Here is a 25,032-nt window from a genome sequence, read left to right on the forward strand (position 1 = left end):
TTTTGATCTCGGTGAAAGCACAGGTTCTCTTAACAATAGTTTACCATAGTTTAGAAATATTCTATAAGAAAAATAACCAACAATAGAAATTTGCGCTATAATAAAGAATATCAGTAGGAATAAGGAGGAAGAGAGCACATCCGTTGTTTCACCCAAAAATTGCTGGAAAACACAGCAACAGCAAGCGTTGCTTTTTCAAAAAAAGCAGCTTTGTTTCTTTAGGGCAGCAAACAACCGATACGTGTTTCTCGAATGATCATGGAAGAAAAAACATTTCAACGCATCAAAGAACTAACGGAGTTACAAGGAACCAGCGGGTTTGAACACGACGTGCGGGCGTATATGCGTGAAGCGATGACCCCCTTGGTGGACGAGATCCAACAAGACGGCTTAGGCGGCATTTTCGGTTTGCGTCACCACCAAGAAGCAGATGCACCACGAGTGATGGTAGCTGCTCACATGGATGAAGTTGGTTTCTTATTGACGACGATCACCGATCGCGGCTTATTCAAAGTCACTCCTTTAGGCGGATGGAACCCTTATGTGGTTTCTGCCCAACGCTTTACATTGAAAACAGCGAAAGGCGATTATCCATGTGTTTCTTCTTCAGTACCGCCACATTTGTTGCGAGGAAGCAGCGGTCAAAAAAATGTCGAAGTCACAGATATTTTGTTTGATGCTGGGTTTGAATCAAAAGAAGAAGCAGAAAGCTTTGGTGTACGTCCTGGCGATACGATCGTCCCACAAGTGGAAACCATCAAAACAGCCAATGGGAAAAACATCATCTCGAAAGCTTGGGACAACCGTTACGGCTGTGCAGTCGTATTAGAAGCACTTGAAGCCTTGAAAGAGGAAACGTTAGGCCATACGCTGATTGCTGGTGCCAATGTTCAAGAAGAAGTCGGCTTACGAGGTTCTCGTCCGTCTGTGACGAAATTCAAACCAGACTTATTCTTTGCGGTCGATTGCTCGCCAGCAGATGACACAGTCACCAAAAATGGTACCTTTGGTCATCTAGGGGCCGGTACTTTGATGCGAATCTATGATCCAGGCATGATCATGTTGCCACGGATGAAAGAATTCTTGTTGGATACAGCAGAAACCAACAACATTCCGTACCAATACTTTGTTTCAAAAGGCGGTACCGACGCTGGTGCGGCACACATGGCAAATGAAGGGATCCCAAGTTCAGTCATCGGTGTTCCTGGACGTTACATCCATACTCACCAAACATTATTCAGTATCGCTGATTTTGAAGCGGCACGGGAAATGGTGATTCAAGTCTTGAAAGGATTGGATCGTTCCACTGTTGATACGATATTGGCAGGACAATAAGCGAGAACGAACGAAAGCAAAGAGACAGCCATCCGTTGTCTCTTTTTTTCTGCAGGGCTTTGCAAGATCAGCATGTCAGTTGGTAGTCCCTGAAAGAAAGGTGTATACTGAAAGAAAAGAAAGTGGTGAGCATTTGATTATTCCAAAAGATTTAGCAGAGTTAGCAACATATGTGGAGAAAGGCAAAAATGTCTTCTTTTTCACCGCCGATTGGTGTGGCGATTGTCGATACATCAAACCGCAATTGCCTGAGATCGAAGCGGACTTTCCAGAGCTTCAATTTATCGAAGTCGACCGTGATGAATACATGGATGTAGCGGTTGAATGGAACATTTTTGGTATTCCTAGCCTCGTCGTTATCGAAGACGGCAAGGAGCTGGGACGGTTAGTCAACAAGGATCGCAAAACCAAAGAAGAGATCGAAGCCTTTTTAACCAGCGTACAATCAGCATAGGAGGGGAAAAAGATGGAAGCACAAAGATATCAAAACATTTTAGTAGGGATCGACGGTTCAGATCAAGCGATGTCTGCCTTCAAAAAAGCAGTGGAAGTCGCTCGTCGAAATCAAGGGAAGGTCTATGCCGCAACGATCATCGACCAGCAAGTGCCGACCATGATGGGCTATGCACCTTTGGATAGTTCGATCTTGGAACAAGAAAAAGATACGGCGAAAAATCTGATCGACGACTGCAAAGCCTACGCAAAATCAGTAGATTTTGATCTAGTAGAAGGCATCGTCGCTTACGGCTCCATCAAAGACGCCCTTGCCACTCAATTACCAGACCAATACGACATCGATTTGATCATGGTGGGGCAATCTGGGCTGAACGCCGTGGAACGCTTCATGATGGGGAGTGTCGCCAGCTTCGTTATCCGTGAAGCCCGGTGCGACGTGCTGATCGTATCGCCTGAAGAAACAAAAGCCTAAGGTCATTTTTTGAAAAAATAAGCTTGTCGTTGCCGAGTTCTTTTCCTTAAAGAAGATGGCAGCAAAAGAAGACAAGGGTTAAAAGAAAGTTCCTGAGAACCAGCGATGTTTCACTTGTTAGCAAAGCACCGTCTTTCGCTGATGAGCTGCAGCTGGTTCTCAGGTTTTTTTGTGCTCATTTTGAGGGAAGACATCTTTCGCTGTTGTCTTGTTATATAGGTAGTAGTGCCAAACAGAAGTTTTTAGAACCAGCGTTTATTGGCTCGTTAGTAAAGCAGCGTTTTAGCTAATAAGCCGCAGCTGGTTCTTAGTTTTTTCCTGTATACAGTTTTTGGAAAACTTATTGTTGTTGCCTTCTTTCGTAGAAAGTATTCTACCAGCAAGTTCTTGAGAAGCCGCGGGTTCTGCTCCTTCGCCAATTTTCAACCTAAGCCAGCCAGCAGAAGTTGGTTCTCAGGCGTTTTTTGTCTTTGAAAATAAGTAGAATTTCAAGGAAAACAAAGAAATTCCATGACGGATGCCGAAAAATTTGTTAAGATTATGGGCGGAATGTGTAAGTACCTAAGGAGGAAAAAACGTGATTTTTGCTTATAACAAAGAATATGTTAGTGATACACTGCTTGCCATCACAGCAGATGATAAAGGATTAGAACAAACCGTCGAACGCAAAGGCAACGTTGCCCAAATCAAAAATGAAGAAGGCACGATCGTCGGCTGGAACTTTTTTGCGATCTCAGAAGTGATGACGATCGAAGGCCGTGGCCAAGTGACGTTGACGAAAGAACAAATCCAACAATTAAACACCATGATCAAAGAAGCAGGATTCAGCGAAGAACTGCCAGCAGATACAGAACCAAAAATCGTCGTTGGCTATGTGAAATCTTGTGTGGAACATCCAGACAGCGACCATCTGTCTATCACGGAAACAGAAGTCGGGGATGGGGAAGTCTTGCAAATCGTCTGTGGTGCTGCCAATATCCGTAAAGGCTTGAAAGTCGTTGTCGCAAAACCTGGGGCAATGATGCCAGATGGCTTGATGATTTGGCCGGGGACGCTTCGTGGCGTAGAAAGCTTCGGAATGATCTGCTCTGCTAAAGAACTGCATTTAGAAGGTGCACCAATGAAAAAAGGCATCCTTGAGCTGCCTCAAGATGCCGTTGTAGGTGAAGCTTTTCCAGTCGGTAAAGCCTAAAAAAAATGAACTGCCGCTTCCTGTTTTTGCGGCAGTTCATTTTTTGATTGTTTCGATTGGTTTTGGTGATTAGTTGCTGCTGTCTGTTGATTGTTCGTTGATCGACGTATCAACGGAAAGTTTTACTTCTGCCGTTTTTTCTTCATCGCCACGATAGAAGGTTACAGTGATCGTGTCACCGACTTTGTGTTTGTACAACGCAGATTGCAGATCCGTTGTTGTGCTGACTTCTGTGTCATCGATCTTCGTGATAACGTCATATTGTTGCAATCCTGCTTGTTCTGCTGGTGTTGCATTGTTGACTGAGTAGATCACAACGCCAGAAGTTACGGATGAAGGAACTTTCAAGATTTGTTCTTGTTGTTGTGATGTGATGGAACCTAAATCGATCGTTTGGATCCCTAGTGCAGGGCGAACCACTTTGCCGTCTGCTTCTAGTTGATTGATGATTTCAACGACATCGTTACTTGGGATCGCAAAGCCCATCCCTTCCACACTAACACCTGAAGCAGAGCCAGAGGTGCTGGCGATTTTACTTGAGTTGATCCCAATCACTTGACCATCAACGTTGATCAGTGGACCACCTGAGTTCCCTGGGTTGATCGCAGCATCCGTTTGGATCGCATTGATGCTGATCGTACCACCAGATTCGTTTTGGCTTGTTACTTGACGATTCAAGGAAGAAACGATCCCTTGTGTCACAGAGTTTGCGTAGTCAGAGCCGAGAGGTGAACCGATCGCGATGGCTGGTTCGCCGACTTTCAAGGCACTTGAATCACCAAATGTTGCGGCAGTCGTCACATGCTCTGAAGAGATTTTCAATACAGCTAAGTCTGTGTAAGCGTCAGTACCGACCAATTCAGCTTTAACTTTCGTACCGTCTGCTAAAACAACTTCCAAACCGTCTTGACCTTCTACGACGTGGTTGTTGGTTACAACATAGGCATCGTCGCCATCGATTTTGTAGATGACTCCACTCCCTTCAGAAGAAGCTTCTAAAGCACTGTCGTCGTCGCTTTGGCTATCGCCTTCACTTTGTCCGCCTTGCTGACCAAAGAGGCTGTTCCAGTCGTTGCTTTGACTTTGTTGTAGATTAATGATGGAAACGACAGAATCTTGTACTTTTTCAACTGCCTCAGTGACATCGCTAGTCACATCAAGTTTTACATTGGATACTTGGGTTTGTCCGTTAGAATCTTGGACCCCGCTGTTGGTCGTGGTTTCTGGTGTTGAAGTCAAAGAGGAACCCATTGCCAGATACAGACCGCCGAAGGTCAATAAACCGCCGACCATACCGCCTAAAATCCCAATACCTAATCGTTTTAATAAACCAGGAGAAGTTTTCTTGCCTGGTGTGACATATTTTCTTGCCATTACTATTTCCCCCTTAATGAATAATTCGTTATAATCAGTATATTCCTTCTATCTGAGATTAGTCTACTAAGAGATTTTGAAAAAAATATGAAGAAGTTGCGTAAGAATCTGTTTCAAACGATGAAATTTTCTTCGCAAAACCCGTTCATTTTTGAATAAAAATAGCAGGGGAATCTGGGGAGAAGCAAAGGTCTGTTTATCCACAGTGTGTGGACAAACTTGAAAGCTTTGGTTGGGTGGATGAAGAAACCCTTGAAGTGTCGCGGTTTTATAGATAGGAATAGAAGAATTTCAAAGAAAGTCAAAGTGTGTAAAAGGTTGTGGATAGCATTGTCCACATTTTCATAAAATAAGGGGATAACGAGGAGGAACCTATGAAAATCAAAGTCGTCACGGTAGGAAAATTAAAAGAAAAGTACCTCGTTCAAGGAATCAACGAGTACGCCAAGCGATTGGGGGCATACGCAAAGCTTGAGTTTGTCGAAGTATCGGATGAAAAAGCACCAGAAACCTTGAGTGAAGCCCAAATGCTGCAAATCAAAGAAAAAGAAGGGCAGCGCATTTTAGCCAAAATCAAAGACACCGAATATGTCTTTGCCTTAGCGATCGAAGGCACTAACCCCACCAGCGAAGCCTTCGCCAAACAAATCGATCAGCTCGGCATCCAAGGAAAAAGCCAACTGACCTTCGTCATCGGCGGCTCCCTAGGCTTAAGCCAAGAAGTCATGACCCGCAGTGATGCCAAGATCTCTTTTGGCAAAATGACCTACCCCCACCAACTCATGAAACTGATCTTATTGGAGCAAATCTATCGCGCGTATCGAATCAATACGGGGGCGCCGTATCATAAGTAAATATCTCAAGCAATATAATAGAAAAAATTATCCACCGGTACTACCGGTAAAAAGGAGCAACAACCATGCGAAATATCAAATTAACGATTGAATATGACGGCAAGCGCTACTTAGGGTGGCAACGACTAGGAGATTCTGAAAAAACAATCCAAGAAAAAGTTGAAGGGGTCATCAAATTATTGACGGGAGAAGAAATTGAGATCGTCGGTTCTGGCAGAACCGATGCGGGCACGCATGCTCGAGGACAAGTGGCGAATTTCAAGACGACCCATCAAATGAGTTTGCCAGAGATGCAGCAGTTCTTTAACCGCTATTTGCCGCAAGACATCGTCGTCAACAAGATTGAAGAGGTGCCTGAGCGCTTCCATGCACGCTATCACGCCAAAGGCAAGCAATATAGCTATTATGTTTGGAACAACGCGATCCCATCGGTCTTTGCTCGCAATACTAGTTTTCATTGCCCGCAGCCCCTTGATTTGGAAAAAATGCAGCAAGCGGCTGAGAAGTTGATCGGCACCCATGATTTTATCGGCTTTTCTGCATTGAAAAAATCAAAAAAATCAACGGTGCGCACGATCGATGAAATCACCATCACACCAGAAGGCGACCTATTGCGGTTTACCTTCAAAGGCAACGGCTTTTTGCATAAAATGGTCCGAATCTTGACAGGCACACTGATTGCCATTGGCGATGGCACACTGCCACCAGAAGTGATCGATCAAGTGTTAGCCGATAAAGTACGACAAGCAGCTGGTGAAACAGTGCCTTCTCATGGCTTATTTCTAGATGAGGTGTATTATTAAAAGAAACATGGTAATGGCTATTTAAGGAAAGGAGATCATCTATTGATCACATTAAAATCCCCACGAGAGATCGAACAAATGAAAACTTCTGGTCGTATCTTGGCAAGTATTCACGAACAGCTACGAGAGAAAATCGTTCCCGGTATCACCACGAACCAAATCAACGCCTTTGTCCATCAACAGATAGAAGCTGCAGGGGCAACAGCCGCGCAAATCGGGTTTGAAGGCTATGAATTTGCGACGTGTATCAGTGTCAATGAAGAGATTTGTCATGGTTTCCCTTCAGAATATGTTTTAAAATCAGGCGATGTCATTAAAGTCGATTTTTGTGTCGATTACAAAGGGGCAATCTCTGACAGCTGTTGGACGTATGCGGTAGGAGAGATTTCACCAGAACATCAAGCACTGATGGAAGTCACGAAAGAAGCCTTGATGAGAGGAATCGAGCAAGCACAGGTCGGCAACCGAGTTGGCGATATTGGTTATGCGATCCAAAGCTTCGCTGAAGAAAAAGGGTATGGTGTCGTGCGGGACTTTATTGCTCACGGCATTGGCCCAACCATTCATGAAGAACCATTCTTTCCTCATTTCGGGTTACCTGGCAAAGGAATTCGGTTGAAAGAAGGTATGACGATCACCATCGAACCGATGATCACGACAGGCACTTGGCGCATGAAGATGGACCCGAACGGCTGGACAGCACGCACCATTGACGGCAGTTATTGTGCCCAATATGAACATTCGATCGCCATCACCAAAGAAGGTCCTATTATCATGACGTTGCAAAAGGAAGAAACGTGAACACAAGGTCGATAGAATAGAAGAAAATACGAAAATCGTTCGAGTGTTTCTACACGAACGATTTTTTGCATTTACTTGTCGAAGTTGCGAAGCTAGGGTATAGCACATTCAAATAGGAAGAAAAGTAGGTCTTTTTAGGAAATGATTATGAAACAATCAAACTACTTCCAGTAGAAGCTTTTTGGAGTAAACATTAAAAGATATAAAAGCTGGATATAAGAAGAGTCAGTATCGAAGTATTTTTTTGTTATTTCCTTTTTAAAATATCGTTATAGTTTTGAGAGAACGAAAAAAATTCTCGGAAAAATCAGAATCGTTAAATTTAGAAGTTTTTATTCATCTATATTTATCTCTTTATAGCCTTTATTTACTGAAAAAACCGTGATATACTTTTAAGATAAAAATATAAAGGAGAGATAAAGTGAAAAAACGTGTATGGGGTATTTTATTATTAGGAATTGGTTGTTTTTTTTGTTCATAATTTCACATTCCAATCTGTACAAGCAGATGAGTTTGACGATGGGCAGGTGACTTTTGAAGACTATTCAAAGGATAATCGTAGTTCAGTTATGACATATGAAGAATATGTAGAATTCATCAATGAAATTAATTCTCAAAATAATCAACTAACAAGAGAGGTCGTATCTCGTTCATTATCAGGCGGTAATTTGAGTCAAAGAGAGCAAATTGTAGCAGAAGCAAAAAAACATATAGGTAAACCATATACTCAAACAAATCCTGATAGATTGGGACCTGACAAATTTGATTGTTCTGGCTTAGTTTATTATGTTTTTAATCAAGTTACAGGAAAAGATGTCGGAAAATTGACGTGGGAGCAAGAGTATGCTGGAAAGCAAATTCCTATCTCTGAGGCTAAACCAGGTGACTTACTTTTTTGGGGAAGTAGAGGGAAAACGAGTCATACTGCCATTTATATTGGAAATAATCAGTATATTCATGCTCCAACTTTTGGAAGAACGGTTGAATTATCTCCAATCTGGGACAGTTTCTATCCATCATTTGCCATCCGGATGGATCTATCAGAATACCAAACAGTGCCTTATGGAAAAACGGTTATGGCGGTCAGTAATTATCCAATATGGAACAACTTAGAATTTACTTCTCAAAATGGAAATACTTCTAATTTTCAAGATGGTTTAGTTTATTATGCGAAAAATCAAATCTCTTTTAGTGATGGTAGAACGTTTTATGAACTATATCGTGGAGATTCCTTTGTAGGATTTATTAATACTGTAGCAGTTGAAGAATTAACCGCTACAAGCGAGAATAAAAATATTATGGCAACTAAAAATTATCCAAGATGGGGAAATCTCTATTGGACTAGTAAACTAGGCGATACTTCTGATTTCGCCGATAATCCAGTGTACTATACATCTGTTAGTTATACTTTAACAAATGGTAAAAAGTTTTATTCTCTCTATCGTGGTGATCAATGGTTTGGTTATATCAATGCTGAAGCGGTTATTGATTTGAAGGCTGAAAATATTGATAAATTTGTCAGTGCGACGAAGAATTATCCGATTTGGGGAAACCTATATTGGACGAGTAAATTAGGAAGTACAGAAAATTATTCGAGTGGTCTGGTCTATAAAGCAAAATATAAATATACTCTGTCAAATGGAAAGATATTTTATTCTATATATCAAGGCGACACATGGATAGGTTATATTAATTCTGATGCTACTGAAGATTTAAGAACTGAAAATATTAACATAGGAGTACAGATTACTAGCAAAAACTATCCTATGTGGAACAATTTTTATTGGACTAGTAAAAAATTCGAAGCAGGTCAGTTGTATGGTAATAGTTACACTGCTAAAGTAAAATATACATTAGGAAATGGAAAGACCTTCTATTCCTTATATGATAATACAAATACATGGATTGGATATGTTAACACTCAAGGTACAAGTGTTAAATAAGTTCTCGCAAAAATTATCAATATTTTTTATTATCCTAGATGAAAGCAAAAAGCGAATCCACACTTGATTCGCTTTTTGCTTTCTCAAGTTTAATTAATATAATTAGGACAATGAATTTCGAACAATTCATTTAAAAGCAAAAAACTCAAATCGTTTTGCCCCTTTTTCTTATCCCTCTCACCGCTCCAGTGAAAGCTTTATTCAACAACCCTTTAGCAAGCACATCAATCATCCCCATGATTGAGTTTATCAGCAACAAAGGTTTCTACACTATACCTGCCCCATTTTGAGAGACTCTCTATAAACAAAGGGAAGGTTACATCTGTAAAATGACTGACCAAGAGATAACAAGCTTGACCTGAAACTTTATGAAAGACTTCAATTTCTTTATATTGATTCACGAAGGCTTCAAAATCTGTATAGCGATTTGAATCCATAAAAAACCGGATGTATTGCGTACTTGGATAGTTTACTACAATACTAAATCGCTGAATGATTCCTTCATCTTGCAATTTCAGGATCCGATTGCCTACAGCTTGTCCCGTCAGGTGGACCATTTCGCCGATTTCTTTATTCGATAATTTGCTGTTGTGTTTCAGGATAGCTAGGATTTGTTCATCGATGATGTCCATAAGGGTTCCTCCTTTCATAATGAAAGTAAATTGACTTTATCTTTTTCAAGAGACGCTTTGTTGTAGGGTCATATGTATTTATACTGGATTATAACAAATAAGAAAAGAAATGGTGATTCTATGAAAAAAGCTTTAGTAATTATTGATGTCCAAAATGACTATTTTAAAGAAGGAAGAATGGCCCTTCATTCCCCTGAACAGGCGCTTGCAAACATAAATAAACTAGAAGCGTCTTTTATCGAAAAGCAACTCCCGATCATCTATATCCAACACATCAACGATCAAGAAGCGGCTGATTTTTTTGAACGAGGGACCAAAGGCGTACGGCTGCATGAACAGTTAAAAACAACGCATTCTTCTATTATTATCGAAAAGCACTTTCCTAACTCGTTCATTGAAACAAATTTAAAAGAAACGTTAGACTCTTTAGGTGTCCAACAAGTTATCATCACTGGGATGATGACGCATATGTGCATCGATTCAACCACAAGAGCTAGTAAAGAACTCGGTTATCAGCCCATACTGATTTCTGATGCCACGGCAACGAAAGCATTAACATTTGAAGCACACGAAATTCCTGCGGAAGCTGTTCAACGAGCGTTTTTATCGGCCTTGGAAACCTTCTCTACGGTGATGAAAACCGATGACTATTTAAACGGATTGTAGAAAAATTGCGTATTTACCAACAAAGGCAACGTTCATTTGCATTGAGTGGTTCTTGATCACTCTTTGAAATTGGTGATCCTAACTCATTCCGCTTCAATGTTTCTAAAAAAATGAATGCCCAGTTGCGTACCCACCAATTCTACTGAGCTGATTCTTCAGAGGATGCATGCGAACCAATTACGCACCAACCCATACAAAAGCTAAAAACGTTCGAGGATTTTTCTCGAACGTTTTTTGGGCATCAAATTGGGCGAATCGGCGAAACTATGGTACAGTGCAACCAAACAAGGAGCGAAAGTCGCTCCTTCATGAGGCAAAGGGGCAATGGTGATGAAGCAAAAAACGATGGCGTGGCTGTCAGAAATCTATAATTTGATCTTGCATCCTGGCACAAGACAGTGGGAACGAGAACAACTGGTGCAAGCAAAAAATACACTGGAAACTCAGCTGGCGACCAAACAAAAAGCAGGCAAACACGAAAAAGAATCGTCAAATAGCCTTGAAGACCAACAGACCAAGCGGGTTTTGGAAAAACTAGAAGCGTCGTTGCGTCCTTTGGCACTGAGAAACAATCTGACCCCGAATGTCGCAGAGTTTTATCAAACAATCAGCCAGTCAGCACCGAAAAAGGCAAGGAATGAAGAAACAAGCAAAGTCCAACCAGTAGAAGTTTCCGTGGAGCCGAACGAAACAGGTGAAAAAGCACAAGAAGTGGCTATTTTTGCTGGCGGCTGCTTTTGGTGTATGGTAGAGCCTTTTGAAGACCAGCCGGGCATTCTTTCCGTCTTGTCGGGGTATACTGGGGGAACAGTCCCGAATCCGACGTATGATCAAGTACTAAGCGGAACAACAGGGCATGTCGAAGCGGTAGAGATCGTTTTTGATCCCAAAATCATCACCTATCAGGACTTGTTGCAGTTGTACTGGCAAGTGACAGACCCGACAGATGCTTTCGGACAATTTCAAGATCGCGGCAATTTTTATCGCCCAATCATTTTCTATACGACTGCTGAACAGGAAGTGCTTGCGCAAGAAGCCAAAAAGGAACTAGCCCAATCTGGTTATTATCAGCAACCCATCGTGACCGAGATCCGCAAGGCCACGCAGTTTTGGCCAGCGGAAAACTACCATCAAGCATTTTACAAGAAACAGCCAAAGCGCTACCAGCGGATCAAGCGAGCGCGCAAACAACTGATGCTTTTTTATCGGCTGAAACGCTGGACAAACCGAGGAAAAAAACGATCATAAACAGAGGATCACTAAAAAAAGCGGGGCTCCGAGAAAAGGGGAAAAGAATCAAATGAAGGCTCTTTTCTCCACAAGCCGCGCTTTTTTCTGCGCTTTTAGCCAATTGGATAAAAAACGTAGATTTATTTTAGAATAATGTCCAAAGAAAGCGTTAACAACAAGAATTATAATAGAGAAAGAAAAAGTGGCGAAAAAGGTCGAAAAAGCAGGTGTCTTTTGCTTGATTCCTTTCTTCGAGGAAAGAAGGTGGGAAACACCAGAGAAAAATCAGCGGAAAAATCAATCGGCAACACCCCATAGCAACACAACATTTATTATATGAAGGTTCATATAAGTTAGGAGAAATGTGATGAAAAAAAAGGGAACGTTCGTCTCACTGTTTATGGCTCTCATTCTTTTTATCTTTTCAGAAAGAACAGTGTTTGCGGCAGAAGCGATCAATGAGATCGTCGCACCAACAGGAGTTAAAGCATTTCTAGTACTGATTCCATTAGTGTTAGTGCTGGTTTTGCTCTTTAAAAAAGTAGATATGATCATTGCTGGCTTGATTGCTGGGATCTTGGCGATGATTATTGGCGGGATCAGTTTAGCTGAAGCCAATTCGCAACTGTTGGAAGCTATTCCGACGATGTTGAGTATTACGGTGCCAATCATCAATTCCGCTGTAGCGATGGCGGTCTTCAAAGCGGGCAGTTATACGGCGGCCTTAACCTTAGCCAAAAGAGGAACCAAAGGAAAAGTGGAATATGTGGCTGGTTTTATTGTCATCTTATTGGCAGCAGCGACTTATATGTCTGGAATCGGCGGCGGGAGTGCGATGGTGATCGCACCGTTAGCATTTGCGGCAGTTGGGGTGGTACCCGAATTGATCGCAGCGATGTCGTTAGCGGCAGCGGTCTCCTTTACGACTTCTCCTGCCTCTTTGGAATCTAGTATCGTGTCTGAACTAGGCGGTTTTAGTGTCGCTTCTTATGTCGATCAAATGCGCCCATTTTGGTTGTTATTCGTTGGTTTGGCGATTTTATTGGCATTCTTCGGGACCAAGCGTCGTCATCTGGGCTTCAAAGAATCAGCCAACCAAGAGTACGAAAACAAAAGCAATGGCGAGTTATTCAAAACGACACTGCCTGCGATCTTCTTGCTTTTTGCGGTCATCTTTGGACCGTTGATCAATGACCTGATCGGCTTTGTCCTCTTTACACCGCTAGTTTATATGGTGGTCACGTTAGCGTTGATTTTTGTTTGTACCGACTTTTCCATGAATCAATCGGTGGAAGCGATGGTGGACGGATCCACGTATATTTTGACCCGCTTGTTCCAAGTGGGGATCTTTTTAGCCTTCATCAACGTGATCGCTGAAACTGGGACGTTTGCTGTAATTGCAGGTGCGGCACAAAATGCCCCCGCAGCGATCGTCGTTCCCGTGGCGATCTTGACGGGTGTCTTGATTGGGATTCCCGCAGGTGCCTATGTCGGCTCCGTTTTAACACTCGTGCTACCAGTTGCCGTTTCATTAGGCTTCCCAGTCTTAGCTCTTGGCTTTGTAACGATGGGGGTTGGCCTCGGCAGTCAAATGAGTTTTGTCAACATTACGATGCAAGCTTTATCTTCTGGTTTCCAAATTCCGATTCTGGATGTAGTCAAAGGAAACGTGAAGTGGTTGAGTTTAGCAGCCGTATTATTATTAGTCATCGGCTTAGTGTTTGGCTGATGGATAGGAGGAAAACATGGATTTATTGATCAAGCAAGCACGTCTTGAAGACGATGCAGAATTAGTAGACATTGCAATTTCAGAAGGAAAAATCACCGCAGTTGCACCCAACATTGAAGAATCAGCAGCAACAACGATTGAGGCGAAAGGCAAAGTGGTGATCCCTGGATTGATCGAAAGCCATATCCACTTAGACAAAGCCTTGATCGCCGATCGTGAGCCCAATAATTCAGGAACATTGCAAGAAGCGATCCAAGTTACGGCAAAGCTCAAACCGACCTTTACCGAAGAAGACATTTATGATCGGGCGAAACGCGCATTAGAAATGCTGATCCTGCACGGCACGACTGCTGTTCGCACCCATGCCGAATTTGATCCGGCGCAAGGCTTCACTGGTTTTGATACCATTATGCGCTTAAAAGAAGAATACCGCGACTTGATCGATATTCAGGTCGTTGCCTTTCCGCAAGAAGGGATTTTTAAGGCCCCAGGGACGGATAAGATGATGATCGAAGCGATGGAGAAAGGCGCCGATGTCGTTGGCGGGATTCCTTACAATGATGCGCCAGCCAATGAGCACATCGACTTGATCTTTGAGATCGCCAAACGATTTGATAAAGACATTGACTTGCATCAAGATTTTGCTGACGAAGCAGACGATACATCGATCGTCTATCTGTGTGAAAAAACCATCGCAGAAGGCTACCAAGGTCGGGTATCAGTAGGACATTTGACTGCGCTGCACGCCATGGAACCGGATCAGCTGGCAGAAGTCATCGATTTGATGGTCAAAGCCCAAATCAATGTGATGCCGTTGCCTGCGACCGACTTGCATTTAGGTGCCAGAAACGATGCTTACAATGTTCGTCGTGCCGTGACACCGATTCGCAAGTTACGTGATGCTGGTGTAAATATTTGCTTAGGCAGCAACAATATCCGAAACGCCTTTACGCCCTATGGCAATGGGGATTTGATCCAAATCGCTATGCTGGCTGTGCCAGTGGCACACTTAGGCGGCGCCGATGACTTGCCGACAGTCTTGCCAATGATTACGACCAATACCGCAAAAGCGTTAAATATCAAAGACTATGGAATCGCTGTTGGCAACCGCGCAGATTTGATTCTTTTAGATACCCAGAAAAAAGCCGATGTGCTGATCGATATTCCTGAACGTTTGATGGTCATCAAAAATGGCCGCATCACCGTGGAAGTCAAAAAAGAAGTGACGATCCACCGTTAACAACAGATCATGTTTTCTCAAGTAGTACGATTTATTCGTGCTACTTTTTTGTCGTAATATAGTCGAAATAAAAAAATCATTTTCTAGTCATTTGTTCTTTTTTCATCTATGATAGAAAGAAAACCGCTATCACGGAGAGTTCGTTTAAGAAAATCCTGTCAAAACTGTTTGACAACGCCATGATATCAATGGATTTGAGCAGAAACCACAGCAGGTCTGCGTTAAGGTAGGAGAAGGAGGCCAAGATGACGATTGGGGAAGCACTAAAGAACCATCGAGTCACACAGCAAATGAGCCAAGAAGAAGTAGCAACAAAAATTTTAGTGACCCGCACATCGATCTCAAATTGGGAAACCGGCAAGACGGTACCAGACAGTTTGAATTTATTGAAACTGAGTACCCTTTATGGGTGCAGTGTCGATGAGCTATTAAAAAAGGAGCGAGCAGGAATGAAAAAGAATTTTCGTACGATGACCTATGGTGCTGGATTGAAAGACGGAACGATGCGTTTGAAAATTGAGACTGATGCCAGCAAGTTTTTCCCACGAGGGGTTGAAGTCAAAGCATCCGTCGATTTAGAAACAGGAGAAGTGACCTTTTTTGTCGAGCAAGAGGATTTGAAAAAGCTGAAAGCAGCCACCGACGACAAATAATTTTTTTATACAGTTTTTTGCTAAATTTTGCTTGGACAAGAGAAAAAAAAGCGATGGATAAAAAAACACGATCCTAGCTGCGTCGTGTTTTTTTTTGTGGGATGAAAGAGGGATGAGGCAATCGATGGAAGCTGATTCTACTTTTTCTTTTCTGCTATTTTCAAGATTTGTAACGATTAAGGGTAAGCGAAAAGATGCAGAAGGCTATATACAATATATAGTGAATAGATCGATTTTTATCTAAATGAAGCACAATATGTAGTATTTACTTTTTTAAGAGATTGTGTAAAATAGCAGGTGTAGTGAAAAAGGAGCTGTTGTTTTTGAGAGTAACTGTATATTGCGGCACCCGTTTAGAAAATGCGGAAAAGTTGGCAAAGACCGCTCGTGCCATCGGCAATGCCTTAGCAAAAAATCACATCGAGTTGGTTTATTGCGGCCCTTTGGCTGGCTTGATGAGGGAGATCGTGAAAGGGGTCTTTGAAAAAGAAGGCGCAGTGACGGGGATCTATCCATCAGGTTCCTTTGCAGAAGATTTGCCGCCAATCATCACTGGATCAAGCACATACACCGAGTTCTATACGGATACGAGGGAGGAACAAACGCAACAATTGCTGGAAATGAGCGATGCCTACCTTGTATTACCTGGTGGATTTGGTACACTAGAGGAGTTGTCATCAGTATGCTCTTTTATGACTCTTGGGAAATTGCCAGTCAAGCCCATAGGTGTGTTAATGAACGAAGGCTTGAAGGATGGACTGAAGCCGCTGCTAACTATGTTTGAAGCTTCCAGCTTTGCTTGGGCTGAACTGTCGGAAACGCTCTTTGTCCTATCTGACGTTGAGACGTTGATCCAGCGATTGGCGGCGAAGGGTTCAAAAAAGGAGTGCTTGGCAGGATGAAGCATGTCTATTTAGCGGGACCGTTTTTTTCAAACGAACCAATCGCACGACTCAAGCAAGTAGAAAGCTGTTTAGCTGAAGACCCGCAGCCCTTGGCGGTCTATGCGCCGCGCTTGTATCAAGAAAGTTCATCTGAACCCTATACACCGGAATGGGCGAGAGAAGTTTTTGAAAAAGACATGCTGGAATTGACACGGGCCGACGTCGTCGTTGCCGTTTTGGATGACCATGAAGGGATCGCCGATCCGGTAACAGCCTTTGAAATCGGCGCAGCACACGTACGAAATAAACCAGTAATCGCTTTTCAGGAAAAAGCCGCGGCGGTCAATCTGATGTTGACGGAGTCGGTGCAAGCGTATTTGACTGATCTGGCGGCACGAACAGCGTATGATTTTGAAGCGATGGCGCACCGAGCCTTTGTCGGTGACTATATTTAATAAAGGATGATGAATGTGTTACTAATCGCAGGAACGATCGGGGCAGGAAAAAGCAGTTTGACTGATTTTTTATCGAAGGAAATGGCGTCGAAGCCTTTCTATGAAAACGTGGAGGACAACGATGTTCTGCCATTGTTTTATTCCAATCCAGAACGATACGCCTTTTTATTGCAGATTTTTTTCTTAAACAAAAGCTTTTTAGGGATGCGGGAAGCTTTGTCCAATGATGACAATGTCATTGACCGCTCCATCTATGAGGATAGCTTGATGTTTCATCTAAATGCGGATCTAGGTCGCATCGCACCGATGGAAGTCGAACAATACGATAACCTGTTGAACACGATGCTGCGGGAATTGGAAGAATCAGCGCCGTTGAAGCATCCAGATCTAATGGTTCATATCAAGGTTTCATTGGATACAATGATTGAACGGATCAACAAACGTGGTCGTTCCTATGAACAAATTGCCAACGATCCGACATTGTACGACTATTACAAAGAATTAAATCAGCGGTACGATGAATGGTATGAAAACTTTGACGTTTGTCCGAAAATGCAAATTGATGGGGATCAATTGGACTTTGTTGCCAATGAAGACAACCTCATGGTGATCCTCGAGATGATCCAAGAAAAACTGGCGGAAGTCCGTCAGACCCATGGCAAAGGCCACTATTGTACGGACAAAGCCATCGCAAAAGGTGATTTTTCTAAGAAAAACGCAGCTTCTGTGACAAGCTGACCCAGCAGTTGAGGACAGCTTAGGGAAAAAACAAGTGTCTTATCGACAATGGGAGGGAGCAAGGCGATGAATGTTGAACGATTTATTGAAGCGAGGAAACAGGCGGGCTTCTCGCAGCAAGAACTTTCGGAAGGAATCTGTACGCAAGCCACTTTGAGTAAATTTGAAAACAACGGTCAGGTACCGTCCCTCAAAATTTTGATCAAATTGTGTAATCGGATCGGCTTGCCATTGGTCGACTTGTTTTCTTCCATGAATGTCGCAACGACCAAAATCAAAGAAGAATTGGCAAAAGCCGAATTCTACTTGATCACGAGCGAGTATGAACAGTTGGCTGCATTGCTAAGTCAAATCGAAGTGAAGCTGATCGATGAACCAGCATTAAAAGCGCAATATGATTATTTAAAAGGCTTTGAAATGATTTTTAATGAAGCTGCGATTACCGATGTCTTGTTTCAATTCGATCAGTTATTGATGAATGAAACGGCGGAGGAATTGTTTGATCTCTTAGCGTATACTGGGATCGGTTTGGTGTATGCCAGAGAAGAAGAATGGGCAAAGGCTGAGTTTTATGTGACGAAGGTCTTTGAGAAAATTTATACCTATCCGATCAAAACGATCGAAGACACGTGGCGGGTGTTGAACATCGTCTTTCATTGCGGCGTCTTTTATGCGAAAGTCGATGATTTGGAAACTAGTGATACCTTGTTGAATTATGTGTTGGCGATTTGTTCCGACAATCATTTGACCTACTACTTGGCTCGCGCGGCAGCCCAACTGACCGAAAATGCCATTCGTGAACAACAGCCGAAAGAAACAATTTTGGAAATGTTACACGATGCACGAGCGTATGCCAAAATCAATAAAAATGTAAAATTATTGGCGCATTTAAAAGCGGTCGAAGAAACGATTGATTAAAAATATATTTTCGACAAAAAAGTTTTGTTGCGCAAATGCTTGATAACTAGCAGTCCTTTCGACGAAGGGACTGCTTTTTTGAATTTTCTTTATATAAAAAAATATATAATCGTGTTGACAAAAAAATATATCGGGAGTATTCTTTAATTGTGAAAAAACTAACATAATTTGAGGTATATCGTTTTTAGGAGAAGGGATTTTATGAAGACAGCAGTGAGAGAAGCCGCTCGCGCGATTCAGCGGATGGGCACGTCCATTGAGTTAAAAGTTGCTCATACAAAACCAGAAAGTGTACTGGACGAGCTGGAGACCCAACTGAAAGTATACGACCATCGCTTTAGTGCCAATGATCCGCGATCGGAATTGAATCAGCTGAATCAGTTAGCAGGACAAAAGGGGCTTGTGCTTGATCCAGAATTGTACCAGCTGATCGAAATCGGCAAACATCATAGCTGTGCTCCCCACAGTCAGCTGAATATTGCCATCGGTCCACTGGTCCAAGCATGGCGCATCGGGTTTGAAGATGCCCGCATCGTATCAAAGACGCAGGTCAAAGAATTGCTTGCGCTAACAGACCCGCAACAGATCCAATTGGCAGCAGGCAAGGTTTTTTTGAAAAAAGCTGGAATGAGGATCGACCTCGGAGCATTAGCAAAAGGCTACATCGCTGATAAGTTACGCACCCATTGCCAAGCCCGTGGAGCAGCGTATGGATTGATCAACTTAGGCGGAAATATTGTCTGTTTCGGCGCTGCACCAAATCATTCGGACGGGCATTGGCGGATCGGGATCCGAGATCCCAAAGGCGGTCGGGCAGACACCTTGGGCATTCTGCCAATCAAGGACCAAACCGTCGTCACTTCGGGGATCTATGAGCGGGTCTTGACCACCGCTGAAGGAACGTATCATCATTTGATTGATCCTCAGAGTGGCTTTCCCATCGAATGTGGGTATTTGAGCATCACGATCGTTGCAGCGACATCGTTACTGGGGGAAATCTGGACTTCGCGCTTGTTTGGCAAGCCCATTCCAGTTGTTTTGCAAGAGATTCAGCAGCAGCCAGAAATCGAAGGAATCATCGTAACCAAAGAAAATGAAGTCATTGCCTCTAAAGGCATTCAGGCAAGACTTTTAAGATAGCCCAACCAGAAAGGAAGAGACAGGATGAAATTTATCGGATTCGTAGGAACCAATGCCACTCGTTCCACCAATCGCACGTTGTTGCAATTTATGAAAAAAATGTTTGCCAATGAGGCAGAGATCGAACTAGTCGAGATCAAAGATCTTCCAATGTTCAACAAACCAGAATCAAAGGAGTTGCCCGTACAAGTAACCCAGCTTGCCGAAAAAATCGCGGCAGCAGACGGTGTGATCATCAGTACACCAGAATACGATCATGCCGTACCCGCAGCGTTGATCAATGCCCTGAACTGGTTGTCCTATGGAATTTTCCCTTTTGTTGACAAGCCAGTGATGATCACTGGTGCTTCTTATGGGACGTTAGGTTCTTCTCGTGCCCAAGCCCATCTAAGACAGATTCTGGATTCTCCAGAGTTAAAAGCACGGATCATGCCTAGCTCTGAATTTCTCTTAGGTCATTCGCTGCAAGCGTTTGACGAGCAAGGCAACTTGATCGATGAAGAGCAGACCCAAAAACTGCAAGGACTGTTCAACGATTTTCTTTTATTTGTAAAAATTACCAGCCAGTTGCAGCACGCCCATGCCGCCAATCAAAAAGAAGCTGCTGAATTTTCATGGGAAACCATCTAACCGCAAAAGATAGGAGCGTAAAGACAATGAAATTGATCGGAATCGTCGGATCAGCCGCTGAAGTCTCCACCAATCGTCAGCTGCTGAACTTTATCAAAAAGCAATACAAAAAGGAATTCACGTTAGAACTTGTAGAGATCAAAGACTTTCCTCTCTTTAATCAAGAGGAAGATCAAACCCAAAGCCCAGCCATCCAGCGTTTGAATCGGCAATTATTGATGGCAGACGGTGTGATCATTGCTACACCAGAGCACAACCATACCGTGACGGCAGGACTGAAAAGCTTGCTAGAATGGCTTTCATTCAAGATCCATTCTCTGGAAAACAAACCAGTAATGATCGTGGGTGCCTCTTACTATGATCAAGGAACTTCAAGGGCCCAGCTACATCTGCGCCAAATTTTGGACGCACCGGGAGTCAATGCTTTAGTGATGCCAGGGAATGAGTTTTTGTTGGGCAAAGCCAAAGAAGCTTTCGATGAAGCGGGTGATTTGATCGATGCCCGAACGGTTGCTTTTTTAGATGCGACGATCAACAGCTTCTTGCAATTTATCAAAGTCGTTTCTGCCTTAGCGGGTCCCAAACAATTGCCGCCCGAAGACCTCTACGCCACAGGGAAAATCGCAACCACCGTGGAAGGAGTGGATATGTATGATGATCAATGGCTGGAAAAAGCCGCTGAAGCAGTCGGTGCCGTTTCTGGCAATACCTACGTCAAACTAAATCGCGGCTTGCTGACAGTCGATCAGATTAATTACTTCTTAGATTCGATGCCGATGGAATTGACATTTGCCGATAGCAACAACCAATTCTTGTATTACAATCTGCGGGAAGAAGCCCAAAATATGCTGGCAGCACGTGTGCCAGGACAAGTCGGCAATCCATTAGCAAAATGCCATCCTGAAAAATCCTTCAAAAATGTTGAGTGGGTGATCCAACAGCTGCGCAGTGGGGCAACCGACGCGGTTCGGGTCCATGTGCCGAAACAGGTGCCAGAAAAATACATCGTCCACAATTATCAAGCGATGCACGATGAAAACGGCGAATATGCGGGGATCAACGAATACATCCTTGATTTCAAGCCAATCATCGAATGGTATTTGCAACAAACCGGTCAAAAACTTGTCGGCAATGAAGACGCCATTTCCAGTGCTTCTGTGCGCCAAGAACCGACCGATGCGGTCACTAGTGCCAGCACTCATGACGCACCTGCAGCAGATGCGGTCACCAGTGCTTCAGTGAAATAAGGGTTGTCTAAAGGGAGAAAAGGAATCGCTAGAAGCATTCGCTTGCAATCAGTTGCCAAGCGAATGCTTCTCTTTTTGCTGCTTTTTCATGAATGAACGGTTTTCTATGAGCGATTGAATTGATCAAGGACATCGTTGCGAGGATTTCACAAAGTTTCTGAAAAAAATTTGCATATTCATCTTTTGCTTCGTATACTAGTTTAGGACGTTGCTTATAAAACGGCTGTATCATCGTACATATTTTTTGATAGGAGGAATTGCATGAAAGACAAACGAAAAGTCTTGCGTCCGTTAGGATCAGGGTTTGCGATGGCGGTTCCTTTGTTTATAGGGATCCTCGTTCAGGACCCTTTGATAAGTTCTGTGGGGGCGATGGGGGCTTTTTCCTACTTGGCTTTTCAACATCGGACCCTTTTTTATAATCTGCGCGCCATTTTGACCCACGGCGCTGCGCTGCTGCTGGCATTTATTTTAGGCGCTGGGACAGCACTGATTCCTTGGAGCGCACCTTTTATCATCGGTGCGTTATCGTTTTCTGCGTTTTTGTTGTCAAAAGTGATGCGGATCCCCAAGCCCGATTATTTCTTCGTGTTGATGCTTTATGCCACCGGCTTTAATTTTCACGCAGCGCACCTTGGAGAGATCTTGCACCACAGTTCCTATTTGCTTTATGGCATCGCAGGCTCGCTGCTTGCTGGACTGGTGATTTCTTTGGCTGAACAGCTGCCGTTGAAAGAAGAAAAAACGGCCTTTCAACAACTGAGCTTGCACGAGAAATATTCGCTAGCATTATCTCAGCAACCAGAAATGGTCATCAAGGCGCTGCACTTTTCTTTGATATTGTTCATTGCGACCTACATTGCCTATCTGTTGCGGGACAGCAACGGCTATTGGATCTTGATTTCTGCTGCTGCCGTCTTGGCAGGAGAACATATGGAAAAAATCAAAAATCGCACGATTGGTAGGGTACTGGGAGGAATCGTGGGGCTGCTGCTGGGTTTCTTATTGATGTCCTTGCATATGCCCCTTGAAGCGATCGCAGTGGTATTGATCATTCTAAACATATTGACGGAGTTTTTTATGCCAGTCAATTATACCGTTGCTAATTTTTTTACCAATCCGCAAGTCCTGCTGTTAATGACCATCGGTACTAGTTTTACGCCGCTGAAATTGATCCCATTGCGTTTTTCAGGGGCATTGATCGGCAGTGTGCTGGCAATGCTGTTGATCTTTCTAATGGATTGGGCAGTAAAGCAAATGGAGCAAGCGCTGGGAAGTAAGCCAGAAGACACGACGGATCAAACACAATAGAATGCACCATCATCGATAAGCAAGAGCTGTAGCTCTTGCTTTTTTTTGCCTTTGATCCTCTATCTAAACGTTATCTCCATCGGATAGGAAAAATAAGGGAAATATGAAATAATCGAGCAAAGGTTCCTATTTTGAAATAGAAGCGTTTACATTTTTGCAAACTAAAGTGGCAGAAACATCTACTTTTTTTGTTGTAAGCGAAATCATATACTCAAATCAGAGAAGGAGAGAAAGTTGTGAAAAAACGAATCGTAGATGTTTTGCATCGCCTGTTGGTGACTGATTATCCACTATCCATTGAGCAACTGGCAGAAGAGACCGCAGCCAGTGGGCGGACGATCCGCAATGATTTGAATGAGATCAACACGTTTCTTGCTGACTTACACATCGGACCGATCCAAACCCTTCGAGGAAAGGGCATCCTTTTGAAACTGACCTCGAAACAGCAAGCCATCGTTTGGCAGGCATTACACGCACAACAGTCGGAATATATGACCCGTGAAGAGCGTCGTTTTGATCTGCTGCTGCATCTGACCTTTTCAAAAGAGATCCTGGTGTTGAATAAAAAAGAAGAAGCGTACCAGATATCAAAAAGCAGCATGGATGAAGACATGCGCCGTTTGCGGGCGGACATCAATAAATATGGCATTGAGATCATCAGCCTAGGAAAAAAAGGACTGCGGTTGAATGGATCGGAACGAGCGATTCGGACGATGATTTTTGACATCATCAATCAGCGGATCGGTAGGTTGCCACTTGATAAACAGACCCCAGATTTAGTCTTTACGAAATTGCTTTATCGCTATTTGCCGCAAAAAGAAATCAAACAGATCCAACTAGTGATGCAAGCAGTGTTGCCGCCAAATCAAAATGAGTTGTATAGCAGCCAAATTTTATTGTTTACCGCCATTTGGCTGATGCGTATCAGAATGAAGGAATTTATCACTCGCATGAACTGGTCTACTTCCAGCAATCAGCTCCAAGGGTCAGCCTATATCCAGGCGATCGCTGAAACCTTTTCGATTGAGCCACCAGAAATCGAAGTCAACTATCTTTCTTTCATCATCGAATCACTGAATTTTAAAGATTTGTCCAATTCCATCGAATGGGCGCATGCGCAACTCTTGTCGCTGCAGCTGATCCAATTTGTGGAATGCCAAACCAAGATCCCTTTTAGTAAAAAGGAAGAAGAGTTGTTAGAGGGATTGTATAAACATATGGCAGCGCTGATCGTTCGAGCCAAGAGCGGTATTCAAGTACCCAATCCGATCAAAGAGACCGTTCGCAAAAATTATGGACAAATCTACCAAGCCGTCAAGGGGTTCGCTCCTACGATCGAAGAGATCGTCGGTCAACCACTATCGGAAGATGAACTGACATTTCTCGTGATCCATTTTTCTACAGCCCTAAGTTCATTGAACCACGAGATTATTACGATCTATAAGGCGGTCGTCGTCTGTAACCATGGAATGGCAACCGGCAATCTGCTGGCAGCCAGCCTCAAGGAGAAGTTTCCAGAAGTAGAAGTTGCGGCAGTCTTGAATTCACAAGAAGTCAATTTGATCACGAAATTCGATGTGGATCTGGTTTTTTCAACCTATGAGATCGATTATCGAGAAAAGCCGGTATTACTGATCCCACCGATCATCAATGAAGAAAATCACCAAGTGATCCGCCGTTTCTTAAAAAACAATGAACAATTCAAGCGGATCGCCTTTGACCAAAAAAATGCCACGCTGTTCTTCAATCAATTGCTTACAGTCATTGAAGAAAGCGGTGGGACGGTCGATGCTGCCGCCTATCGCAAATTGACACACTTGTTTGAACAAAATCAATTAGCCATTAATGCAAGGGAGATTCAGCCAATGTTAAAAGATGTTTTATCCGCTAGTCATATTCAATTAAATGTTCCTGTTCAAAATTGGGAAGAAGCCATTGAACGCTCGGCGCAGCCACTATTAAAAGAACAGATCATCGAAAAACACTATATCGAGGCAATGGTTGCTGCGGTGAAGGAATACGGTCCTTATATCGTCATTGGTAAACATTTGGCGCTGGCGCATGCCCGACCAGAAGATGGCGCCCAGCAGTTGGGTGTGAGTGTCCTCACCTTGGTGCCGCCAGTCGCATTTGGGAACCCAGAAATGGACCCTGTCAAAATCATTTTTTGCTTGGCTGCGGTGGACTCTTACTCTCATCTTGCCATCATGAAGGAATTGATCGAATTGATCAATGATGAAAAAAAAGTCACGCAGTTGCTGGCTTGTTCCACGATTGAAGCTTTTCAATCATTGCTATTTTCATAAAAAACAAGAAAAGGGGAAAAAAT

24 protein-coding genes are annotated in these 25,032 nt (G+C 43.2%); 22 read left to right on the plus strand and 2 right to left on the minus strand.

Translation table 11 applies throughout. From position 1 onward, the window contains the following. The first annotated feature begins 258 nt into the window (after positions 1–258). The 4 genes from pepA to ytpR all read left to right on the plus strand — a co-directional run bounded on the left by pepA (position 259) and on the right by ytpR (position 3,455). Entirely contained in the window at positions 259–1,335 is a 1,077-nt protein-coding gene (gene pepA / locus QN079_RS04715) for a glutamyl aminopeptidase (protein ID WP_060791847.1), read from the plus strand. Positions 1,336–1,468: 133 nt separating this feature from the next. Next, positions 1,469–1,789: a thioredoxin family protein gene (locus QN079_RS04720; protein WP_034857755.1), complete on the plus strand. Its 321-nt coding sequence runs from the start codon at positions 1,469–1,471 to the stop codon at positions 1,787–1,789. Positions 1,790–1,801: 12 nt separating this feature from the next. Continuing rightward, entirely contained in the window at positions 1,802–2,263 is a 462-nt protein-coding gene (locus tag QN079_RS04725) for a universal stress protein (RefSeq protein WP_005225429.1), read from the plus strand. Positions 2,264–2,840: 577 nt separating this feature from the next. Further along, entirely contained in the window at positions 2,841–3,455 is a 615-nt protein-coding gene (ytpR, locus tag QN079_RS04730; RefSeq protein ID WP_005225431.1) for a YtpR family tRNA-binding protein, read from the plus strand. A gap of 69 nt (positions 3,456–3,524) precedes the next feature. Here ytpR and QN079_RS04735 read toward each other — a convergent pair whose 3' ends face one another. Further along, positions 3,525–4,829, minus strand: a complete 1,305-nt coding sequence (locus QN079_RS04735; protein ID WP_010747716.1) for a S1C family serine protease — start codon at positions 4,827–4,829, stop codon at positions 3,525–3,527. Positions 4,830–5,203: 374 nt separating this feature from the next. On the opposite strand from QN079_RS04735, the gene rlmH reads away from it, so the two are divergent. The 4 genes from rlmH (at position 5,204) to QN079_RS04755 (ending at position 9,230) form a co-directional block, all read left to right on the plus strand. Next, positions 5,204–5,683, plus strand: coding sequence for a 23S rRNA (pseudouridine(1915)-N(3))-methyltransferase RlmH (gene rlmH, locus QN079_RS04740; RefSeq protein WP_010747717.1), 480 nt, complete (start codon positions 5,204–5,206; stop codon positions 5,681–5,683). Positions 5,684–5,748: 65 nt separating this feature from the next. Then, positions 5,749–6,486, plus strand: a complete 738-nt coding sequence (truA, locus tag QN079_RS04745) for a tRNA pseudouridine(38-40) synthase TruA (protein ID WP_005225435.1) — start codon at positions 5,749–5,751, stop codon at positions 6,484–6,486. Between the two features lie 42 nt (positions 6,487–6,528). Next, positions 6,529–7,287: a type I methionyl aminopeptidase gene (gene map / locus QN079_RS04750; RefSeq protein ID WP_005225436.1), complete on the plus strand. Its 759-nt coding sequence runs from the start codon at positions 6,529–6,531 to the stop codon at positions 7,285–7,287. 569 nt (positions 7,288–7,856) lie between these two features. Further along, entirely contained in the window at positions 7,857–9,230 is a 1,374-nt protein-coding gene (locus QN079_RS04755) for a C40 family peptidase (protein ID WP_230209433.1), read from the plus strand. A 224-nt stretch (positions 9,231–9,454) separates the two neighbouring features. On the opposite strand, the gene QN079_RS04760 is transcribed toward QN079_RS04755, so the two are convergent. Continuing rightward, positions 9,455–9,862 (minus strand): Lrp/AsnC family transcriptional regulator, encoded by a 408-nt coding sequence (locus QN079_RS04760; RefSeq protein ID WP_010747719.1) that lies wholly within the window; start codon positions 9,860–9,862, stop codon positions 9,455–9,457. A gap of 120 nt (positions 9,863–9,982) precedes the next feature. Here QN079_RS04760 and QN079_RS04765 point away from each other — a divergent pair, with 120 nt between their 5' ends. The 14 genes from QN079_RS04765 to QN079_RS04830 all read left to right on the plus strand — a co-directional run bounded on the left by QN079_RS04765 (position 9,983) and on the right by QN079_RS04830 (position 25,009). Further along, positions 9,983–10,528 carry a cysteine hydrolase family protein gene (locus QN079_RS04765; RefSeq protein ID WP_005225439.1) on the plus strand — a complete coding sequence of 182 codons (546 nt, stop codon included), beginning with the start codon at positions 9,983–9,985 and terminating at the stop codon, positions 10,526–10,528. A 324-nt stretch (positions 10,529–10,852) separates the two neighbouring features. Beyond that, a complete protein-coding gene (gene msrA, locus QN079_RS04770) occupies positions 10,853–11,776 on the plus strand; it encodes a peptide-methionine (S)-S-oxide reductase MsrA (RefSeq protein WP_010747721.1) in 924 nt (307 codons plus the stop codon). A gap of 349 nt (positions 11,777–12,125) precedes the next feature. Beyond that, positions 12,126–13,487 carry a hypothetical protein gene (locus QN079_RS04775; RefSeq protein ID WP_005225442.1) on the plus strand — a complete coding sequence of 454 codons (1,362 nt, stop codon included), beginning with the start codon at positions 12,126–12,128 and terminating at the stop codon, positions 13,485–13,487. A 16-nt stretch (positions 13,488–13,503) separates the two neighbouring features. Further along, complete coding sequence (locus QN079_RS04780) at positions 13,504–14,727, plus strand: amidohydrolase family protein (RefSeq protein ID WP_005225443.1); 1,224 nt, start codon at positions 13,504–13,506, stop codon at positions 14,725–14,727. Positions 14,728–14,972: 245 nt separating this feature from the next. Continuing rightward, a complete protein-coding gene (locus tag QN079_RS04785) occupies positions 14,973–15,380 on the plus strand; it encodes a helix-turn-helix domain-containing protein (RefSeq protein ID WP_005225444.1) in 408 nt (135 codons plus the stop codon). 323 nt (positions 15,381–15,703) lie between these two features. Next, positions 15,704–16,282, plus strand: coding sequence for an LOG family protein (locus QN079_RS04790; protein ID WP_010747723.1), 579 nt, complete (start codon positions 15,704–15,706; stop codon positions 16,280–16,282). Next, complete coding sequence (locus tag QN079_RS04795) at positions 16,279–16,719, plus strand: nucleoside 2-deoxyribosyltransferase (RefSeq protein WP_289230468.1); 441 nt, start codon at positions 16,279–16,281, stop codon at positions 16,717–16,719. The genes QN079_RS04790 and QN079_RS04795 overlap by 4 nt, the downstream gene beginning before the upstream one ends. Positions 16,720–16,734: 15 nt before the next feature. Further along, positions 16,735–17,457 (plus strand): deoxynucleoside kinase, encoded by a 723-nt coding sequence (locus QN079_RS04800; RefSeq protein ID WP_005225447.1) that lies wholly within the window; start codon positions 16,735–16,737, stop codon positions 17,455–17,457. A gap of 66 nt (positions 17,458–17,523) precedes the next feature. Next, a complete protein-coding gene (locus QN079_RS04805; RefSeq protein WP_010747725.1) occupies positions 17,524–18,375 on the plus strand; it encodes a helix-turn-helix domain-containing protein in 852 nt (283 codons plus the stop codon). A 201-nt stretch (positions 18,376–18,576) separates the two neighbouring features. Continuing rightward, complete coding sequence (locus QN079_RS04810; protein WP_010747726.1) at positions 18,577–19,515, plus strand: FAD:protein FMN transferase; 939 nt, start codon at positions 18,577–18,579, stop codon at positions 19,513–19,515. Between the two features lie 24 nt (positions 19,516–19,539). Further along, positions 19,540–20,145 (plus strand): NADPH-dependent FMN reductase, encoded by a 606-nt coding sequence (locus QN079_RS04815; protein WP_005225450.1) that lies wholly within the window; start codon positions 19,540–19,542, stop codon positions 20,143–20,145. Between the two features lie 26 nt (positions 20,146–20,171). Next, complete coding sequence (locus tag QN079_RS04820) at positions 20,172–21,392, plus strand: NAD(P)H-dependent oxidoreductase (RefSeq protein ID WP_010747727.1); 1,221 nt, start codon at positions 20,172–20,174, stop codon at positions 21,390–21,392. 261 nt (positions 21,393–21,653) lie between these two features. After that, on the plus strand, positions 21,654–22,703 hold the full coding sequence (locus QN079_RS04825) for an FUSC family protein (protein WP_005225453.1): 1,050 nt from the start codon (positions 21,654–21,656) through the stop codon (positions 22,701–22,703). A 236-nt stretch (positions 22,704–22,939) separates the two neighbouring features. Continuing rightward, entirely contained in the window at positions 22,940–25,009 is a 2,070-nt protein-coding gene (locus QN079_RS04830; RefSeq protein WP_289230469.1) for a BglG family transcription antiterminator, read from the plus strand. Positions 25,010–25,032 lie beyond the last annotated feature (23 nt).

This window comes from Enterococcus sp. FZMF (genome assembly GCF_030263915.1).
GTDB lineage: Bacteria > Bacillota > Bacilli > Lactobacillales > Enterococcaceae > Enterococcus_D > Enterococcus_D casseliflavus.

Coding starts and splice junctions, on each gene's coding strand:
- QN079_RS04785 (WP_005225444.1), top strand. CDS start 14,973: ATGACGATTGGGGAAGCACTAAAGAACCATCGAGTCACACAGCAAATG.
- QN079_RS04775 (WP_005225442.1), top strand. CDS start 12,126: ATGAAAAAAAAGGGAACGTTCGTCTCACTGTTTATGGCTCTCATTCTT.
- QN079_RS04795 (WP_289230468.1), top strand. CDS start 16,279: ATGAAGCATGTCTATTTAGCGGGACCGTTTTTTTCAAACGAACCAATC.
- QN079_RS04820 (WP_010747727.1), top strand. CDS start 20,172: ATGAAATTGATCGGAATCGTCGGATCAGCCGCTGAAGTCTCCACCAAT.
- QN079_RS04755 (WP_230209433.1), top strand. CDS start 7,857: ATGACATATGAAGAATATGTAGAATTCATCAATGAAATTAATTCTCAA.
- rlmH (WP_010747717.1), top strand. CDS start 5,204: ATGAAAATCAAAGTCGTCACGGTAGGAAAATTAAAAGAAAAGTACCTC.
- QN079_RS04760 (WP_010747719.1), bottom strand. CDS start 9,862: ATGGACATCATCGATGAACAAATCCTAGCTATCCTGAAACACAACAGC.
- QN079_RS04725 (WP_005225429.1), top strand. CDS start 1,802: ATGGAAGCACAAAGATATCAAAACATTTTAGTAGGGATCGACGGTTCA.
- QN079_RS04735 (WP_010747716.1), bottom strand. CDS start 4,829: ATGGCAAGAAAATATGTCACACCAGGCAAGAAAACTTCTCCTGGTTTA.
- QN079_RS04825 (WP_005225453.1), top strand. CDS start 21,654: ATGAAAGACAAACGAAAAGTCTTGCGTCCGTTAGGATCAGGGTTTGCG.
- pepA (WP_060791847.1), top strand. CDS start 259: ATGGAAGAAAAAACATTTCAACGCATCAAAGAACTAACGGAGTTACAA.
- QN079_RS04815 (WP_005225450.1), top strand. CDS start 19,540: ATGAAATTTATCGGATTCGTAGGAACCAATGCCACTCGTTCCACCAAT.
- msrA (WP_010747721.1), top strand. CDS start 10,853: ATGGTGATGAAGCAAAAAACGATGGCGTGGCTGTCAGAAATCTATAAT.
- QN079_RS04810 (WP_010747726.1), top strand. CDS start 18,577: ATGAAGACAGCAGTGAGAGAAGCCGCTCGCGCGATTCAGCGGATGGGC.
- QN079_RS04805 (WP_010747725.1), top strand. CDS start 17,524: ATGAATGTTGAACGATTTATTGAAGCGAGGAAACAGGCGGGCTTCTCG.
- truA (WP_005225435.1), top strand. CDS start 5,749: ATGCGAAATATCAAATTAACGATTGAATATGACGGCAAGCGCTACTTA.
- QN079_RS04780 (WP_005225443.1), top strand. CDS start 13,504: ATGGATTTATTGATCAAGCAAGCACGTCTTGAAGACGATGCAGAATTA.
- QN079_RS04765 (WP_005225439.1), top strand. CDS start 9,983: ATGAAAAAAGCTTTAGTAATTATTGATGTCCAAAATGACTATTTTAAA.